Annotated in this window: 15 protein-coding genes; 2 read left to right on the top strand and 13 right to left on the bottom strand. The window is 34.3% G+C overall.

Translation table 11 applies throughout. The features are described from left to right. Positions 1–5: 5 nt before the first annotated feature. The 5 genes from ACZ5EP_RS01325 to mltG form a co-directional block, all read right to left on the bottom strand. On the bottom strand, positions 6–560 hold the full coding sequence (locus ACZ5EP_RS01325; RefSeq protein WP_127681017.1) for a Fe-S-containing hydro-lyase: 555 nt from the start codon (positions 558–560) through the stop codon (positions 6–8). 9 nt (positions 561–569) lie between these two features. After that, on the bottom strand, positions 570–1,430 hold the full coding sequence (locus ACZ5EP_RS01320; protein ID WP_464509130.1) for a fumarate hydratase: 861 nt from the start codon (positions 1,428–1,430) through the stop codon (positions 570–572). Beyond that, positions 1,427–2,377: a malate dehydrogenase gene (gene mdh / locus ACZ5EP_RS01315; RefSeq protein ID WP_127681022.1), complete on the bottom strand. Its 951-nt coding sequence runs from the start codon at positions 2,375–2,377 to the stop codon at positions 1,427–1,429. The genes ACZ5EP_RS01320 and mdh overlap by 4 nt, the downstream gene beginning before the upstream one ends. A gap of 36 nt (positions 2,378–2,413) precedes the next feature. Next, entirely contained in the window at positions 2,414–4,636 is a 2,223-nt protein-coding gene (locus ACZ5EP_RS01310) for an NADP-dependent isocitrate dehydrogenase (RefSeq protein WP_464509129.1), read from the bottom strand. Between the two features lie 123 nt (positions 4,637–4,759). Then, on the bottom strand, positions 4,760–5,680 hold the full coding sequence (gene mltG, locus ACZ5EP_RS01305; RefSeq protein WP_464509128.1) for an endolytic transglycosylase MltG: 921 nt from the start codon (positions 5,678–5,680) through the stop codon (positions 4,760–4,762). On the opposite strand from mltG, the gene ACZ5EP_RS01300 reads away from it, so the two are divergent. Continuing rightward, positions 5,664–8,501 (top strand): hypothetical protein, encoded by a 2,838-nt coding sequence (locus ACZ5EP_RS01300; RefSeq protein WP_464509127.1) that lies wholly within the window; start codon positions 5,664–5,666, stop codon positions 8,499–8,501. The two genes, mltG and ACZ5EP_RS01300, sit on opposite strands and share 17 nt — an antisense overlap. Here ACZ5EP_RS01300 and ACZ5EP_RS01295 read toward each other — a convergent pair. From ACZ5EP_RS01295 to mobB, 8 genes are all read right to left on the bottom strand, one after another. Beyond that, positions 8,498–8,863, bottom strand: coding sequence for a heat shock protein transcriptional repressor HspR (locus ACZ5EP_RS01295; protein ID WP_464509126.1), 366 nt, complete (start codon positions 8,861–8,863; stop codon positions 8,498–8,500). The two genes, ACZ5EP_RS01300 and ACZ5EP_RS01295, sit on opposite strands and share 4 nt — an antisense overlap. A 19-nt stretch (positions 8,864–8,882) precedes the next feature. Continuing rightward, on the bottom strand, positions 8,883–9,743 hold the full coding sequence (locus ACZ5EP_RS01290) for a DnaJ C-terminal domain-containing protein (RefSeq protein ID WP_127681032.1): 861 nt from the start codon (positions 9,741–9,743) through the stop codon (positions 8,883–8,885). 210 nt (positions 9,744–9,953) lie between these two features. After that, positions 9,954–11,315 carry a phosphomannomutase/phosphoglucomutase gene (locus ACZ5EP_RS01285; RefSeq protein WP_464509125.1) on the bottom strand — a complete coding sequence of 454 codons (1,362 nt, stop codon included), beginning with the start codon at positions 11,313–11,315 and terminating at the stop codon, positions 9,954–9,956. A gap of 41 nt (positions 11,316–11,356) precedes the next feature. Continuing rightward, positions 11,357–11,920, bottom strand: a complete 564-nt coding sequence (locus ACZ5EP_RS01280; RefSeq protein ID WP_464509124.1) for a hypothetical protein — start codon at positions 11,918–11,920, stop codon at positions 11,357–11,359. Then, positions 11,917–12,795, bottom strand: coding sequence for a hypothetical protein (locus tag ACZ5EP_RS01275; RefSeq protein WP_464509123.1), 879 nt, complete (start codon positions 12,793–12,795; stop codon positions 11,917–11,919). The genes ACZ5EP_RS01280 and ACZ5EP_RS01275 overlap by 4 nt, the downstream gene beginning before the upstream one ends. Positions 12,796–12,864: 69 nt before the next feature. Further along, on the bottom strand, positions 12,865–14,772 hold the full coding sequence (metG, locus tag ACZ5EP_RS01270) for a methionine--tRNA ligase (RefSeq protein ID WP_464509122.1): 1,908 nt from the start codon (positions 14,770–14,772) through the stop codon (positions 12,865–12,867). Further along, a complete protein-coding gene (locus tag ACZ5EP_RS01265; protein WP_464509121.1) occupies positions 14,769–15,620 on the bottom strand; it encodes a class 1 fructose-bisphosphatase in 852 nt (283 codons plus the stop codon). Before ACZ5EP_RS01265 ends, metG begins: the two co-directional genes overlap by 4 nt. Positions 15,621–15,629: 9 nt before the next feature. Continuing rightward, complete coding sequence (gene mobB, locus ACZ5EP_RS01260) at positions 15,630–16,121, bottom strand: molybdopterin-guanine dinucleotide biosynthesis protein B (RefSeq protein WP_464509120.1); 492 nt, start codon at positions 16,119–16,121, stop codon at positions 15,630–15,632. Between the two features lie 54 nt (positions 16,122–16,175). Between mobB and ACZ5EP_RS01255 the strand changes: the two genes are divergently transcribed. After that, positions 16,176–17,426, top strand: a complete 1,251-nt coding sequence (locus ACZ5EP_RS01255) for an MgtC/SapB family protein (RefSeq protein WP_464509119.1) — start codon at positions 16,176–16,178, stop codon at positions 17,424–17,426. Positions 17,427–17,450 lie beyond the last annotated feature (24 nt).

The raw sequence follows: 17,450 nt of genomic DNA, 5'->3' as shown, positions 1-17,450 counted from the left end.
ATGAATTATTTCTGTTCCCACTCTTTTCTGCCCTGTTCATATAAATCATTACCGTAACAGTCGTTAACGACAACAACAGGCAGATCTTCTACTTCAAGTCTTCTTATCGCTTCAGGACCTAATTCAGGATATGCGATAACTTCCGCTTTTTTTATTCTTTGTGCAAGAAGTGCTCCTGCACCTCCTGTAGCACCAAAATATACCGCTTTATATTTTTTGCATGCTTCTTTTACAGCTTCGTTTCTTTTACCCTTACCGATCATTCCCTTTTGTCCGTGTTCGATAAGAATAGGAGAATAACTGTCCATTCTGTAACTAGTAGTTGGTCCTGCACTTCCGATAGGATCACCCGGTTTTGGAGGAGTCGGACCTACGAAATAGATTACGCTTCCTTTCAAATCAAACGGAAGTTCTTCTCCTTTTTCTATTAAATCTACAAGTCTTTTATGAGCCGCATCTCTAGCAGTATAAATTACGCCGGTAAGATATACAATATCTCCGGCTTTTAATTTTTCTACGTCTTCGTCAGTAAGTGGAGTTTTTAATTTATATTCAGCCATTGTTTCTCCTTAAATAGTTATATGAGAATGTCTAGAACTGTGACATTGGATATTTACAGCAACCGGCAGTGATGCAATATGACACATTCTGTTTTCATATGTTTCAATATGCACAGCAAGTACAGTCTGAGTACCGCCCATACCCATTGCACCGATTCCGAGTTTATTAAGTTCTTCTTTAAGCTCAGCTTCAAACTCAGCCATTTCCGGATCAGGGTTTTCAGTACCGATGCTTCTGAAAAGCGCATGTTTACTCATAACAGCCGCCATATCAAAACTTCCGCCTATACCTACACCTACTACTAACGGCGGACAAGGGTTCGGACCTGCGTCGCTTACAACTTTTTTAACAAATTCTTTAATTCCCGGTTTACCCTGAGCAGGAGCTAAAACAGTAGCGCGTGATACGTTTTCGCTTCCTCCTCCTTTAGCGGCATATTCGATTTCGATTTTATCACCCGGAACTAAATCGAAGTAAATTACAGGAGGAAGGTTATATCCGGCTTTGTCTTTAAGATTGGCTCTTGTAAAACAGTCACAAGTAGAAGCTCTTAAATATCCTTCTTCATAACCTTTTTTTGTTCCTTCGTAAATAGCATCTTTAAGAGTTCCGCCTTCAACTTTTACGTCTTCTCCGACTTTTACGAAATAAATTGCAAGACCGGTATCCTGACATAAAGGTTTCCAGTCTTTTTCTGCAATTTCAGCATTTTCTAAAAGCTGTTTAAGTACGGCACGAGACACTTCACTTTTTTCTTCTTCATATGCTTTTTTTAACGCTTCAAGCATATCGGGAGCCAAGTGAGTCGTTGAGTAGATTATCATATCTCTTATTGATTTTACGATATCGTCATATTTTACTACTCTCATTTTTCTTCCTTTAAAAAGTCTTTATTTAATATATCCACCATCTCTTTTACTGCACCGACGCTTTTTCTGAAAAGCTCTTTTTCACAAGGATCAAGAGTTACTTCTATAACTTTCTCAGCACCGTCTTTACCTATCATTACAGGCACACCGTTTACAATGTCTTTATATCCGTATTCACCGTCAAGATATGCTGCGCAAGGGAATATCTGTTTAGAGTCTTTAAGAATCGCTTCAACCATAATAGCAGTTGATTTACCAGGCGCAAAATATGCGCTTCCCGTTTTAAGGTATCCTACAATCTCGGCACCTGCTTTTTTCGTTCTTTCAACAACTTCGTCGATTTCTTTTTGGCTTAAAAGATCGCTAAGCGGCACACCCGCTACAGTCGAATATTTCGGAAGAGGCACCATAAAATCGCCATGCCCGCCTATTACGCTCGCTCTGATCTGTCCGGCGCCGTAACCTAATTTTTCATAAATAAAATAAGCCATTCTCGCACTGTCAAGAATTCCAGCCATTCCGATTACTCTGTTTTTAGGAAAACCGGAAACTTTTAGAGCTGTATAAGTCATAGCGTCAAGAGGATTTGACACAACAATCAAAATCGCATCGGGAGCCACTTCTTTTACCTGAGTTACAACATCTCTCATAATTTCCGCGTTTTTGAATAAAAGATCTTCTCTTGTCATTCCGGGTTTTCTTGGAAAACCTGCCGTAATTACGACAACTTTACTTCCTCTTACGTCTTCATAGCTTTCAGCAGCTCTTACAATGGAATGGCTTCTCACGGCACTTGCTGCATGGCTCATATCAAGCGCTTTACCTTTAGCCCTGTCCGTATCTCTGTCGACCAAAATAATTTCATGAGCAAGCCCTTGCATTGCAAGAGAATAAGCAACAATACTTCCTACGTTTCCTGCACCTACTATTGATACTTTATTTGACATTTTTAACCTTTAAAAGGAAAATAATCCCAAAAGGGATTATCTTAAAGCATCTATAATTTTATTGAATGTTTCACTTGGTCTCATGTATTTAGCTACTTTTTCTTCGTTCGGATGATAATATCCTTCGATGTCAGCCGGTTTACCTTCAGCTTCAGCTATTTCAGCTAAGATTTTTTCTTCGTTTGCGTTAAGCTCTTTCGCAATCGGTTTAAATTTAGCTTCAAGTTCGCTGTCACCGCAGTTTGCAAGCTCTTCAGCCCAGTACTTAGCTAAGTAGAAGTGGCTTCCTCTGTTGTCAAGCTGACCAACTTTTCTTTTCGGTGTTTTGTCGTTTTCAAGATATTTACCTACTGCTCTGTTTAGAGCATCTGCGATAATTTCAGATTTTTCGTTTGCACCCTGTTTTCTTGCAAGTTTTAATGATTCAACAGTTGCTAAGAATTCACCTAAACTATCCCATCTTAAGTGACCTTCTTTAATGAACTGCTCAACATGTTTAGGAGCAGATCCACCAGCACCTGTTTCATATAGTCCACCACCTGCAAGCAACGGAACGATTGATAATGTTCTTGCACTTGTACCAACTTCGATAATCGGGAATAAGTCAGTCAAATAATCTCTTAATACGTTACCTGTTACAGAAATAGTACCTTCACCGTTTCTAAATCTTCTTAGAGTATATCTCATAGCTTTTTGAGGCGCCATAATATAATATTCTACACCTTCAAGATCATATTCAGGCATATATTTTAGAACTTTTCTGATAAGCTGTGCGTCATGTGCTCTGTTGCTGTCAAGCCAGAAAACAATTGGAAGACCGCTTTCTTTTGCTCTTTCAACAGCAAGTCTGATCCAGTCTTTAATTGCGATATCTTTTGCGCTATATGCTCTGAATACGTCACCTTTTCCAACTTCGAAAGTGAAAAGTGTGTTTCCTTCACCGTCAAGTACAAGGAATTTACCGTCAGTCGGCGCGAAGAATGTTTTGTCATGGCTTCCGTATTCTTCAGCTTTTTTAGCCATAAGACCTACGTTTTGAACCGTACCGATTTTAGTAGGGTCGAACTGTCCGTTTTTAACGATATCAGCTACGATTTCTTTGTACATAGTTGCGTAAGTTCTGTCAGGAACAGTAATTACTAAATCTTCCACTTCACCGTCAGGTCCCCAACCTTTAAGTCCGTTTTTGATTGTCGCAGGAATAGATGCGTCAACAATAACGTCATTTGGTCTGTGAAGGTTTGTAATACCGTTGTCAGAATCAACCATATATTGTCTAGGCTGTTCTTTATAGATTTCATCGATTGTGTCAAGAATAGCTTTTTTCTTATCTTCAGGCAATTTATCTAGTTTTGCGTATAAATCAGCTAAACCGTTTCTTGGATTGAATCCGATTTCTTCAAGTTCTTTACCGAATTTGTCGAAAAGTTTTTTGTAATATACTCTGATCGCATAGTCAAAGAAAGTAGGATCAGATACTTTCATCATTGTTCCCTTAACGTGTAAAGAGAACAGAATGTCTTTTTCTTTTGCTTCGTTGATTACTTTTTCAAAGAATTTGCTGAGTTCATTAACGTTTAAAGTCGCAGCTGAGAATACTTCTCCAGCTTCTACAGGAACTTCTTTAAGTTCTTTTTTGTTTCCATTGTTGTCTTCGAATACGATTTTTACAGTCTGGTCTTTGTCGCTTGTAAAGCTTTGTTCTGTTTCATAGAAGTCTTTTTTCTCCATGTGAGATACGTAAGATTTAGAATCAGGACTTACAGGTTTCATGCTATGCGGATGCATTTTTGCGTAATTTTTAACAGGCTCTGCAAGTCTTCTGTCAGAGTTACCTTCTCTTAGTACCGGGTTAACGTTTGAACCGACACATTTTAGGTATTTAAGTTTAATTTTTTCTTCTTCTGCGTTTTGAGGCTCTTCAGGAAAATCTGGTAGAGGGTAACCTTGAGACTGAAGTTCTTTAACAGTTGCAACCAATTGAGGTACTGAAGCTGAAATATTCGGAAGTTTAATAACGTTTGCTTCAGGTTTTTTTACTAAATCACCTAGATATGCAAGCTCGTCAAACTGTCTTAAATTTTCAGGCAGCATATCAGAAAATTCTGCAATCACCCTTCCTGCAAGTGAAATATCTCTAAGCTCCCAGTTGATGTTAGCATCTTTTGTAAACGCTTCCATAATCGGAAGTAAGCTGAATGTAGCCAAGTATGGCGCTTCGTCAATCTTTGTCCATACGATTGTAGGATTGTTTGCCATGTAATCTCCTTTTATTTTTTTATTGTTTAAATTTTATCACCTTTTATACGAAAAGTAACAATTTTTTATTTTCATTGCTTAACAGTGTTACGAAAAGTAAACAATAAAGGTCTTATATGTTTACTATTTTTTACATCTTTTAATATTTCTCAGATGCTGCTTGTAAGTAGTGGCAAAAAGATGTCTTTTCCCGCACTTGTAAAAATAAAGATATTTGGTTTTGTCCGGGAAAATAGCGGCTATTATCGCTTCGGGACTCGGAATGCATACGGGCTCGGGAGGCAGGCCGTAGAATTTATATGTATTGTATCTTGTATTGTCGTTTTTTATTCTTTGAGGCGTAATAGGCTGATGGGAATATTCTCCGTAATTTAAACTTCCGTCCATTTGCAGTTTCATATGTTTTTTCAGTCTGTTGTAAATAACGGAACTTACTTTTTTCATTTCATCCGTATTTGCAGCTTCTTTTTGAATAATGCTGGCGATGATCAGATATTTTTTATATTTATCGTATTCAAATTTTCCAAAAATTTTTTTACTTATTTCTTTGTGATAATTTAGCGATTTTCTTTTTAAATATTCGCAAACCCTCCTTTTTTTCATACCTATAGGCAGAAAATAAGTGTCAGGTTTTAAAAAGCCTTCGTCAAAACCGCAGTTTATGTTTTTCAGTTTTAGTTTTTTTTCTAAAAGTTTATAAATATAATAGGTTGTTTCTCCGGGAATTATCGTCACTTTAACCAAAGCCGCCTTAGAAGTCGTAAGCCTGTATAAAAAATCTAACTTCGTAAGTTTTTCGCTTTTTAAATCTATCCATCCGGCCTGAGGCGAACCTAATAAATATAAAACGATTTTGTCAATAAACCCTACGTTATATCCTCTTTTTTCTAATGATTTTATTGTATAATTCACACTGCCGCTGGGTATATGTACGACCCTGTCGGTTTTAACCGTTCGTGTTAAGTAAAAAAGGATAAAAACAGTGAAAACAAGCAGCACTTCAATAAAAGCTATAATTTTTACAATAATGTTATTTTTATTCATAATTTTCATTTCCCTTTTTAAAGGTATTTATTTATACAATATCAATATTAAAAATATTCATATCAAATCGGTTTTTTTTAAAATAGATAATAAAATTGTACTTAAAATAAATGATATTAAAATAAAAAACTCCAAAAATTATACAAAACAGGTTGTTAACATACATAAAACGGCTCTTACCGTTATTAAGTTTTTAAACATATTTCAAACAATAACTGTAAATTCCCTTGAATACGGAAAAATTCACATAAATAAAATCAATTTAATTAAAAACAATATTTTATTTGATTCTCCGTTTTTATATTTTAAAGCAGTAATAAATCCTAATATCAAGAATTCTTATATAAATTTTTCATATCTTAAAATACCTCAATACGATATAAATTTCGAAAACACTGTCATAAATATTTTTTTTAAAAAACACAGTATAAGTTTTAACGGTGAAGGTAAATGCAATAACAACAAATTCAAATTAAACGCCCTGTTGAGGCAAAACAACATATTAAATATTAATTTTTCATCACCAAATATAACATACGGAAATATACTGTTTAATACCGATATATCAGATCTAAATTTAAAAATATATGCCGATTTAAATAATTATCTGTTTAATTTAAAAGGAAATTTGAAAAAAGCAAAAATCAATTTCAAAAACATCGCACTTAATGCTAAAAACAGCGAATTCACAATAAACAACAAAACAGTAAAATTACACACAAAAGAGCTCATAATACCGAAATTATACGGATTAGATAATGTCAGACTGGAAAATTCGGTGCTTTTCTATAATATACACAGCGGTTTCTTAATAGCAGACGCCCACGCTTTAAATGCAAAATATAAAAATTACAAATTTAAACTTCTAAATTCCGAGCTGATTTTTAAAAATCCTAAAAATTTAAACCTGCAGACTAAAACCGTTATTGCGGAATATGATAAAAACAGACTGTTTCTGACAAACAATCTATTAAACATTTTTGACAAATACACTTATTATTCAATAGACAACGGTCGCTTTGAAAACAGATATGTTTATCTGAAATCTTCAAAAATATTCGGTAACCTGATGAATGTATTTACTAATGAAATAAAGGGCAAAGTTTTTTCTTATAAAACCGATCTTCATAATATAAAAGCCGATATTAAACATAAATCGCTTCATATAAAAAATGCTGAAATCAACAATGTAAAAATAAACAAGATCTCTTTTGTCAATAAAAAACTCTCATTTCATTCAAAAGCGCTGTTTAATAAAAACATTAAAGAAATACTGCACAGATTTTTAAAAATAACTATTCCTGTTACTCAAATAGCAGGAGAAAACAATATAACTTCTACAATAGATTTTTCAAAAGAAATTTCATCATTTACTCATGTAAAAACAAAACTTTCATTATTAAAACTGTTTGATTTTGATCTGTTTGTGCCTATGGGAGATATAAATATAACAAATACCTGCTTGAATTTTTACACTCAAAACGCTCAGCTGTTTTTACAAAAAGACATGCCTTTAAAATTTACAGGCAGCGGTTTAATTGATTTTCTTAAAGAAAAACTTTTAATAAACGGAAAAGTGGATTTTGAAATTAACAAAATAATAAAACTGAAAGATTATAACGAAACCGCAATAATAGATTTTAATACAAATACACTAAGAGCAAAAAACTCTTCGGTTTACATCGACTTTGATAAAAAAATGTTAATAATTAATCAGCTTAGCAAAGTATTAAAATACACTCCGTTTGAGCAGTTTGTAAAAAACGGCCTGCTTTTAATGACTTTTTCCGATACTACGGACATTACGACATATCTGCTTTTAAAACTCCCAATTTTATACAAACATACAAATAAACCGATTACCGATTTGTCTAAAAATATTGTTAATAAAATATTTTTAAATATAAGCATAAGTAAAAAGCAGATTGATATATTTAACAATAACATAGATATTAATGTCAAAAACAACAATATAAACGTTAAACTGATAAACCTTGATATTAATCTATATCCTTTAGAAACACTTCTTCTAGACAGTAACGATTCAAACGAATACAATTATACAATCAAAATGTATGCAAATAACGCAAATTTAATGTATAAACAGCATAAATTTTTATCTCAGACAGCAACCGTTATGTATAAACACGGAAACATTAACTTCCATTCTATATACAAACACTCTTCCGTAAAAGGTTACACAAAACAGGGTTATTTGTTATTAGAAGGTAAAAATTTTTCAAATGAAGAGTTTAGAGCGTTTTTGCCTAAATTCGACTTTTTCAGCAAAATCAATCTTGATTTTATTATGGTCAAATCGCCTGATAATTTTTATACTGGCAAAATTTACATAAACAACGCAATCGTCAGAGAACTTAAATCTTTGAACAATATAATCGCATTTATAAATACAATACCTTCTTTGCTTTCTTTTTCGTCACCAGGATTCTCATCTAAAGGATATAAAATAAGAAAAGGATATATTAACTACCTTCTTTATAAGAAAATACTTTATATAAAAGATGCTAAGATTTATGGAGATAATTTAGACTTTTTCGCCAAAGGGTATATTGATTTTAATAAAAACTATATGTTTTTAAAAATCACTGCCAATATGAAAATGAAACTTAAAAAAATCCCTATTATAGGTAAAGGTTTAAGCTATCTGTTATTCGGTAAAGACGGAAGTATAAATATAAAAATGATAGTAAAAGGAGATATAAACAATCCAAAAGTTAAAGAAGACATAGGTAAAGATATATTAATATCCCCTTTTACCTTGTTTAAAAGAGCTATAACTTTACCGTTTAATCTTTTTTAATCCTCTTTTGTAGGAATTAATATCAGCTGATAATTTTCTTTTTTGATTACAACACTTCTGTTTCTAGGAATCTGTCCTTGTTGTTTTTTAAGATTTTCTATTTCTTTTTGCAACTCTTCAATTTCTTCTTTTAACTGAAGAATAATTTCCACTCCAGCCAAATTAACGCCTAAATCTCTAACTAAAGATAATATCAGTTTTAATCTGTCAATATCTCTTTGAGAATAAAGTCTCATTTTACCTTCTGTTCTGCTTGGTTTAATAAGCCCCTCTCTTTCATATTGTCTCAATGTCTGAGGATGTATGTTTAATATTTTACTCACCACGCTTATTAAATATACCGGTTCGTCATAACTATACATGCTCACCTCCTTTTAAAGATTATTCAGGCAACTTTTCTTTCATCATTTTTACCAACTCTTCATCAAGTTCTTCAACTTTAGGCAATACAGGTCTTAATTCTAAATATAAATTACCGTTTTTAACACCGTATCCTTTAACCCTCAGTTTTTGACAACATTTTGAGTTTTGAGGTACTTTTACGTTAATATGTCCCTTGAATGTATCAACTCCTATTTTACCTCCGAACATCATGGTTTTTAAAGGTACATCGACTTTTTTGTATAAATCGTCCCCTTTTCTTTCCCATTCAGGATGAGGAGTCACTTCAACTTCCAAAATCAAATCTCCTCTATGCCCCTGCAGGGTTTTACCTTTGCCTCTGACTCTTAATTTTTGACCTGTTTTTATACCTTCAGGTATTTTTACTTTTATACTCTCGCCGTTCAGATTAATGGTGTAAACACCGCCTTTCATGGCAAGATCAAAAGGTATTTGGATTCTGGCATGTATATCAAGATCAGGCGCAAAACCTCCACCAAAACCGCCGAATCCGTCAAAACCACCGAATCCGCCGAATCCTCCGCTTGTACGTCTGCTAAAACCGCCTCCGAAGATTTGAGAAAGAATTTCTTCTAAATCAACGTCTTTATGCTGCCTATAAAAATCCTGGAAGTTCTGGCCGTTAAACATAGCATCGCCCATTTGATCATACTGTTTTCTTTTTTCCTCGTCTCCCAGAATTTCATATGCAGTATTTATTTCTTTAAATTTTTCTTCACATTCCGGTTTTTTACAGATATCCGGATGATATTTTCTTGCGAGTTTTCTATATGCTTTTTTTATTTCATCTTGAGATGCGTTTTCACTAACACCTAACACTTCATATAAACTTTTACTCATCTCCCCTCCTTTGAATTATACTATATATGGAATTTTATTGCAATATTATACAATAAAATTGAGTGTAAGTCAATCAACTTTAATAACATTACTTTTTCTTATGAATTAATCTAAATCTATTGGCTCAAATATATAAAAAAGAAAGGCTAAATGTTTGCATATCAATAAAATCAGCGTCTGTCACTTATTTTATTTAAACAGAAGAAAAGATTAAAGAAATCTTTCCAGCGATTTCATTAATCTGTTTTCAATCTCTTCTAACGAATTTTTATCCATAGCTTCAAATCTTGTTACCAGTACCGGCGTAGTATTGCTCGCTCTCACAAGTCCCCATCCGTTTTCAAAAATCACTCTCACGCCGTCCACATCCACAATTTCTTTAATTTCTAACGAATCTTTGTTTTCATTCAGATAACTTTTTAATTGATCGATTATTTTAAACTTTTTGTCCTCTGTCGTTTTTACTTTTATTTCGTCAGTATTATAAACTTTCGGAAGCGATTCAAATTCTTTTACAAAATCAAATTTTTCTTTAATAAGCTCTATAATTCTAAATGCAACATAAACCGCATCGTCAATTCCGAAATATCTGTCGTTAAAGAAAATATGTCCGCTCACTTCAGCCGCAAGGTCGCAGTTTTCTTTTTTCAGAAGTGTTTTTAGATTGCTGTGTCCGGTTTTGTACATTATCGCACGGCCTATTTTATTTATTTCATCATACATTACCTGAGTGGCTTTTACTTCGCTTATAACATACGGATTGTCCATGTTTTTTGCAAAGAAATATGCAAGAATATCGCCTTTATAATTGTATTTCTGATCCAAAAACGCAATCCTGTCCGCATCACCGTCAAAAGCAAAAGCGTATTTTCTTTTTTTAAGTGCACTATACACATCCTTAAGATTTTCTTCTTCGGTCGGGTCGGGATGATGGTTTGGAAACGTTCCGTCAGGCTCTTCAAAAAGGATTTCATAATTTTTAATGCCTGTTTTTTCAAGTATATCCCTGAGAACCACACCGGCTACACCGTTACCGCAGTCAAACACAGCATTTAAATCCATTCCTTTTAAATGTGAAAACTGGTTTGAAATATAATCGATATAATCCGATTTCAAATCGTATTTAATTACATTCGTATTATCTTCAATTTTTATATCGCTATTTAATATTTCATCACCCAAAGCATATATATCCCTGCCGTAAAAAGGCGCTTTGTCGATTGTTATTTTAAAGCCGTTGTATTCAGGCGGATTGTGTGAACCCGTAATCTGAATACTCCCGGAAATATTTATTTTGCCTTTATTTTCAATACATAAAGGTCTGAAGTTTGCAAAATAATTGGCTCCCGTCGGAAGCATACCCCCGCTTATTACTGACTTTCCTGCATAATTAAGACCGCTTACAAGCCAGTCATGTAAAACAGGTGAATGTGTCCTTGCATCGTAACTAACAAAAACATATTCCCCATTAATCTTTTTACCTAAAAAATATCCTATTTTTTTTACGATTTCTTCCGTTAAGTCTTTTTCAAAAATCCCTCTAATGTCATATTCCCTGAATATATGCTTCATTCCTCTCCTTTTTTATACTGCCTTCTATTTTCACAACTTATCTACTTACCAACTTTATTAAATATCCACCAAAGCATCGCAAATTTCGCTCCCGGTGTCAGAACTACCGTTTCATCAAATATTTTTTCATAAACTTCATCGGCGGGAATTAATACTGTTTCTATATCTTCATCGTCTATTCCCCCTCCGTCGCTTATCTTCATACTTTCATCCACCTCAACATAAAATATCTCCTGTCTAGCAGCGCTGCTGCCTACACTGGCCCATGTGGAAGTAATTCTTTGAATATTTTTTACGTCAACATCATATCCGCACTCTTCTAAAACCTCTTCTTTTGCAATCTCTATATTAGGCTTATCTTTATCACAAAGCCCCGCACACAGTTCTAAAGTATACCCGTCACCGTTTTTCATATATACAGGAAGTCTGAACTGTTTTACCATAATTAAACTGTTCAGATCGGTATTATAAATCAGTATTGACACACTGTTATGCGAAGAGCAGACTTCCCATCTTCTTTTCTTTCCGAAATAATCGAAAAAAACCTCTTTAAGTTCTAAAAATTTCCCTTTTCCGAGAGTGTTTATTTTTGTGATTTTAATCAAAAAAGACTCCCCTCATCTGTGTTTAAATGCGTATCCACATCATAATCAACAAGCATTGCAAAATTAAACCCTTCATTTAGAACGCTCTTATTTTCTTCGTTTACTATTACTGTTTTTGCGTGTTTTGTATTGTCAATTAAATAATTCAGTTCTTTGAAAAAAAACCTGTCGTTTTTAATGCCTTTAATCAGTACTTTTTCACTTTCTCCGTATTCAACTTCCCTTAATTTATAATCCACAAAAACAGGCTTAAATCTCTCAAGTTCAAATTCAAGCGAATATTTTAAATTATGGTCTTCAAAAAATTTTAAAGCTCTTGCGAATTCATCCTTATATACATAAGGGAGGTTAATTTCTTCAGTAAGATATTTTGATTTAAAAAGGCTGAGCTGCTGTAATTCAATATTTTCAGCAAGCAGCACTTCAACATTTGAAAAAAGGTCTCTAAACGTTTTATCCGAAGTTACGAGATACTTATCTTTTATATTCATACCTCTTAAAAGATCTTCATAAGTATGCAAAACAATAACTTCTTTGTTTAAATTCATTTTATCGAGTATATGTTCCGTTATTTCGTCACAAAAGTAAATTTTTGTCTGCAGATTTTCATATTTAAATATATCAATTACCGCTTTTTGTATTGAACCGACTTTAATCCAGGCTATTTCGTGATCCGTAATTTCTTCATAATCTTCGGAAATAACGGCATACGCACCGCTTTGAACCGCTTTTTGAACATCATTTTTATCTGTTACAAAAAAACAGCCGCCTCTTACTACATTTTCAACACGGTTTGTAAAAGAAGTGACTTCGCTGATATAAGGAGAGTTAAGAAGTTCTCCTCCGGTTAAGTTTACTAATGTTTCAATTTTCAAAATAATCCTTCATCCGAATTAAACTTAAAAAACTCACCTTCATCCTTTAACCTGACTAAAACCTTCACCTTACTTAACAGGCGTTCCGGGTTTTTTTGGTTTTTCAGGTCTTATAAGGGCAAACCCTTCTTTATCTTTAGCTCCTAAAAGCATACCTTCGCTTACCATTCCCATAAGTTTTGCAGGCTTAAGATTTGCCACAACACATACATAAGTATCTATCAGTTCTTCAGGTTTATAATATTCTTTGATTCCCGCTATAATCTGTCTCGGTTTTCCTTCTCCAAGGTCAACTTCCAGTCTTAAAAGTTTTTTTGATTTTTTAACTTCTTCGGCTGCTACAACTTTTCCGATTTTAAGTTCTGTTTTAAAAAATTCGTCAATAGTGATTAAATTTTGAGGTTTTTCTTCTTTTACTTCTTCTTTTTTCATTAAAGGCTCTTCTATTTTAGGGAAAAGCGGAGGTATTTTTTCAATTACGAAATCATCCAGAAGCTTTCCTTCCATTATGTTTTTGAAACTTTCGCTGTTTATTTCAAAACCTAAAGATTTTGCGATTTTTTGAGTTGTTTTAGGCATAACGGCGTGAAGGTTTACAGCCGTCATTGCAAGAAGGTTTGCAATAAGCCCTATAAGCGCAGCCGCTTTTTCCTCTTCGCCGTTTTTCATAAGTTCCCAAGGTTTATACGTATCAATCGCTTTGTTTCCGATTGCAAGAACTTTCCAAAGTTCTTCAAGGAACTTATGTATCTGCATTTTCCAAAGATATGTCTCTTCAAGGTTTTTTACGATTTCCCTTGCTTCGTTTAACTCGTTTGCATAATATTTTTCAACGTTTTTGCTTGTTACTTTTCCGTCAAAATATTTGTAAGCCATTCCTATGATTCTGTTTAAAAGGTTCCCGAGATCGTTTCCTAAATCGTTATTAATTCTGTCGATTAACGCTTTTTCGCTGAAATCGCCGTCCGCTCCGAAAGGAACTTCTCTTAGCATAAAATATCTGAAATTCTCAAGCCCGTATGCGTCGGCCACGTCTTTAGGATTGATTACGTTTCCTTTGGATTTACTCATTTTTTCACCGTCTCTTGTCCACCAGCCGTGAGCAGCAATAACTTTCGGAAGCTCATAGCCTATGCTCATTAAAAACGCAGGCCAGTAAACCGCATGGAATTTAAGAATATCTTTACCTACTATATGAAGCTTTGCAGGCCAGTATTTTTTTACAAGTTCGTCGTTTTCACTGCCGTATCCGAGTGCCGTTAAATAATTAAACAGTGCGTCAAGCCATACATAAACAACGTGTTTAGGGTCGTTAATTTCAGGAGGGAGTTTAACTCCCCATTCGAAAGATGTTCTCGTAATCGAAAGATCTTTGAGTCCCTCTTCCACAAATCTTATTACTTCATTTGCTTTTGCTTCCGGTAAAATAGGCTTTTTGTTTTTTAGCCAGTCAAGCAATTGGTCCTGATATTTTGAAAGTCTGAAAAAATAACTTTCTTCTTTAATAATTCTCGTAGGTTTGCCGCAGTCCGGGCAAAGCTCGTCATTTACCAGCTGAGAAGGAGCCACAAAGCTTTCACAGCTTACGCAGTAGTGTCCTTCATAATAATCTTTATAAATATCGCCTTTTTTGTACATATCCAAAAACGCTTTTTGAACGCCTTTTTTATGCGCTTCATCCGTAGTTCTTATAAATTTGTCATAGCTTATTTCAAATTCATCCCATAAAGCTTTAAACTTACCGCTGATTTCATCCGCATATTCTTTAGGAGTTTTTCCTCTTTTTTTAGCTGCCTCTTCAATTTTCTGACCGTGTTCGTCAGTTCCCGTTAAAAAGAAAGTATCAATCCCTTTAAGTCTTGAATATCTGGCAATCATATCGGCTATTATAGTTGTATAAGCATGTCCGATATGCGGTATATCGTTTACGTAATATATTGGTGTCGTTAAATAATATGTTTTGCACTTGTCGCTCATTTGTCTGCCCCTTCGTATGTTTTTAAAACTTTCGTTATTTCATAATTGCTTCCGAAAAAGCAAGGTGTCGTATCATGGTAACCGTCACTGTCCAGATCTAAAAGATCACCTTTTCCGTCTACAGCCAGTCCGCCGGCTTTATTGTAAACGTATGCAAAAGGAAACACTTCGAAAAGTTTTCTGAGTTTTCCTTTAGGTTTGTCGGTTGTACCCGGATATGCGAAAAGTCCTCCGCCTTTAAGCAGAATCTGGTGTAAATCAGGAACCATTCCTCCGCTGTATCTTAATCTGTATCCTTCTTTGAAGAAGTTGTCGATCATTTCCTTATGATAAGGATACCAGCATTTCTGAGTTCCGCCCGGTCCTAAAATTTTTCCTTTTTCCTCAAGTCTCAGTTCTTTTACAAATTCAAACTCGTTTGTCTGTTCATTTAATCTGAAAAGTTCTACCGTATCTCTTGCAACAACCATTTCAACTCTAGGTCCGTAAACCACATATGCTGCCGCCACAATATTCTGACCGCTGTATCCGCCTTTATATATTCCGAATATGCTTCCCACGCTTAAATCGACATCAATAAGACTGCTTCCGTCAAGCGGATCGTATGCAACAAAATACTTGCCGTTAGGGTTTGCCGGCATTGCGTCTTCTTTTTCTTCGCTTATTATTTCGATAACGCTTGAAGTTTTTAAAAGATATTTTTCTACGATTTCATCGCTGATTACGTCAAGTTTAACCTGAACGTCGCCACTTGCGTTTTGAGACTCTACTTTTCCCGTATCTTTCGTTTTGATAGCGTCTTTGATTTCTACGGCTATTTTTTGGATTGAATTTATAATTTCAGTCATTTTAACTCCTTAAATATCTTCGGCGTTGTTTAAAACCCACTCGATTATCTGATCGGTATTGTTTAAATCCAAAATTTCTATGTTTGAAGGAATTTTACTTTTATCCACACTCTCATCAACGGCAACGGCTTTAATATATCTGAAATAGCTATCGTCCACATCGCCTCTGAATACGGCAAGTCTCGGAAGCGGAAGATATTTAAGGCCTTCCACCAGCAGAATATCGAAATCGTTTATCATTTCAACAATCTCGTCAAGGGATTTTTGTCTGTGTGAAAAATAAGTTGTCCTGTTAGGAGATGTAACTACAACTTCTGCACCCGTCTGATAAAACTTATAACTGTCCTTGCCTTCGGTGTCAAACTTTGCCTTGTCGGAAGGATCGTTTTTAATAATGGCTATTTTATAAGAGCTTATAAGCTTCTTCGCCACTTTTTCTATTAATGTTGTTTTTCCGGAGTTGCTAGGACCGGTAAACGCTACGGCTTTTCTCAAACTCATCCTTTTTTTGCATAATTTTATCAAAATTTTTATATAATATATTAAAGGATTGCAATGCAAACGGAAATTTTAAAAGCTTTTTTGATTACGTCGGTGTTAGGTTTCATTATCGGACTGGAAAGAAGCGTTTCTTTTTCCCAGGAAAACGAAGAAGGCTTTGCAGGTACAAGAACGTTTGTGCTGATTTCGATTTTCGGATTTATTTCCGCATGGGTTAATACCAAAGTAGAATATTTTTTGCTTATTTCTTTTTTTATATTCGGGCTGATAGTTACGGCAGCGTATTTTTTAAAGGTTTATCATTATTCAAGACAGGGGACAACTACGCATATTGCAGCTCTTATAACTTTTCTTTTAGGTGTTATGGTATTTTACAACCAGACCTCGCGCGCAATATTTATTGCCGTAATTACGGTTGTTATTTTAAATCTTAAAACAAAACTGAAAAAAATAGAAACAACCCTGACCCAAAAAGAAATTAACGCCGGAATTCTTCTATTGATAATGACATTTATTCTGCTTCCAATTCTTCCGGATAAGCCGGTAGGCCCGTTAGAACTGTTTAACCCGTATAAAACGTGGCTGATGGCCGTCATAATAGCGGCGCTTTCATTTATCGGATATCTGGGAATTAAATTTTTCGGAGAAAAAAAAGGAATACTTTTCACTGCGGCCGCCGGAGGATTTATCAGCTCTACCGCGGTTACCGCTTCTCTTTCAGCAATGTTTAAAGACACTAAAAGCTCTATAAACACCTATGCATCCGCGATAGCTATAGCCAATACGCTGATGTTTGCCAGAGTGCTTATAGAAACATATATAACAAATCCAGCAATTATAAAATACATAATAATACCTTATACTGCCGCATTTGTTTACGGTATCTGGTTTTCTTACTATTTTTATAAAAAATCTCTTGAAAACATACAGACGACACTGAAAAAACTCGAAAAAAACCCGCTTGAACTAAGTGAAGCGATAAAATTTGCACTGATATTCGCTGTAATTTACGCACTTGTCGAATACTCCAACAGACATTTCGGAAATTTAGGACTTTACATAATTTCGTTTATTTCCGGATTTACCGATGTTGACGCTATTACACTTTCTCTTGGCGAACTTAGCAGACATTCGTTAAGTATTCAAAACGCCGCGGTCGGAATAGCAACGGCATCTATAAGCAACACGCTTACTAAATTTTTTATTGTTCTGTTTTTTTCAAAAGAACTTGCAAAAAAAATGTTAATTTTCTTTATACCTGAAATATTAATATTATCCGTGTGTTTTGTTTTTATATTTTTCTAATTTCGTTTTTATAATCATTTTTGA

The sequence above is a fragment of the Nautilia abyssi genome, from assembly GCF_055388085.1.
This window is presented reverse-complemented; position numbering and strand designations above follow the sequence as displayed.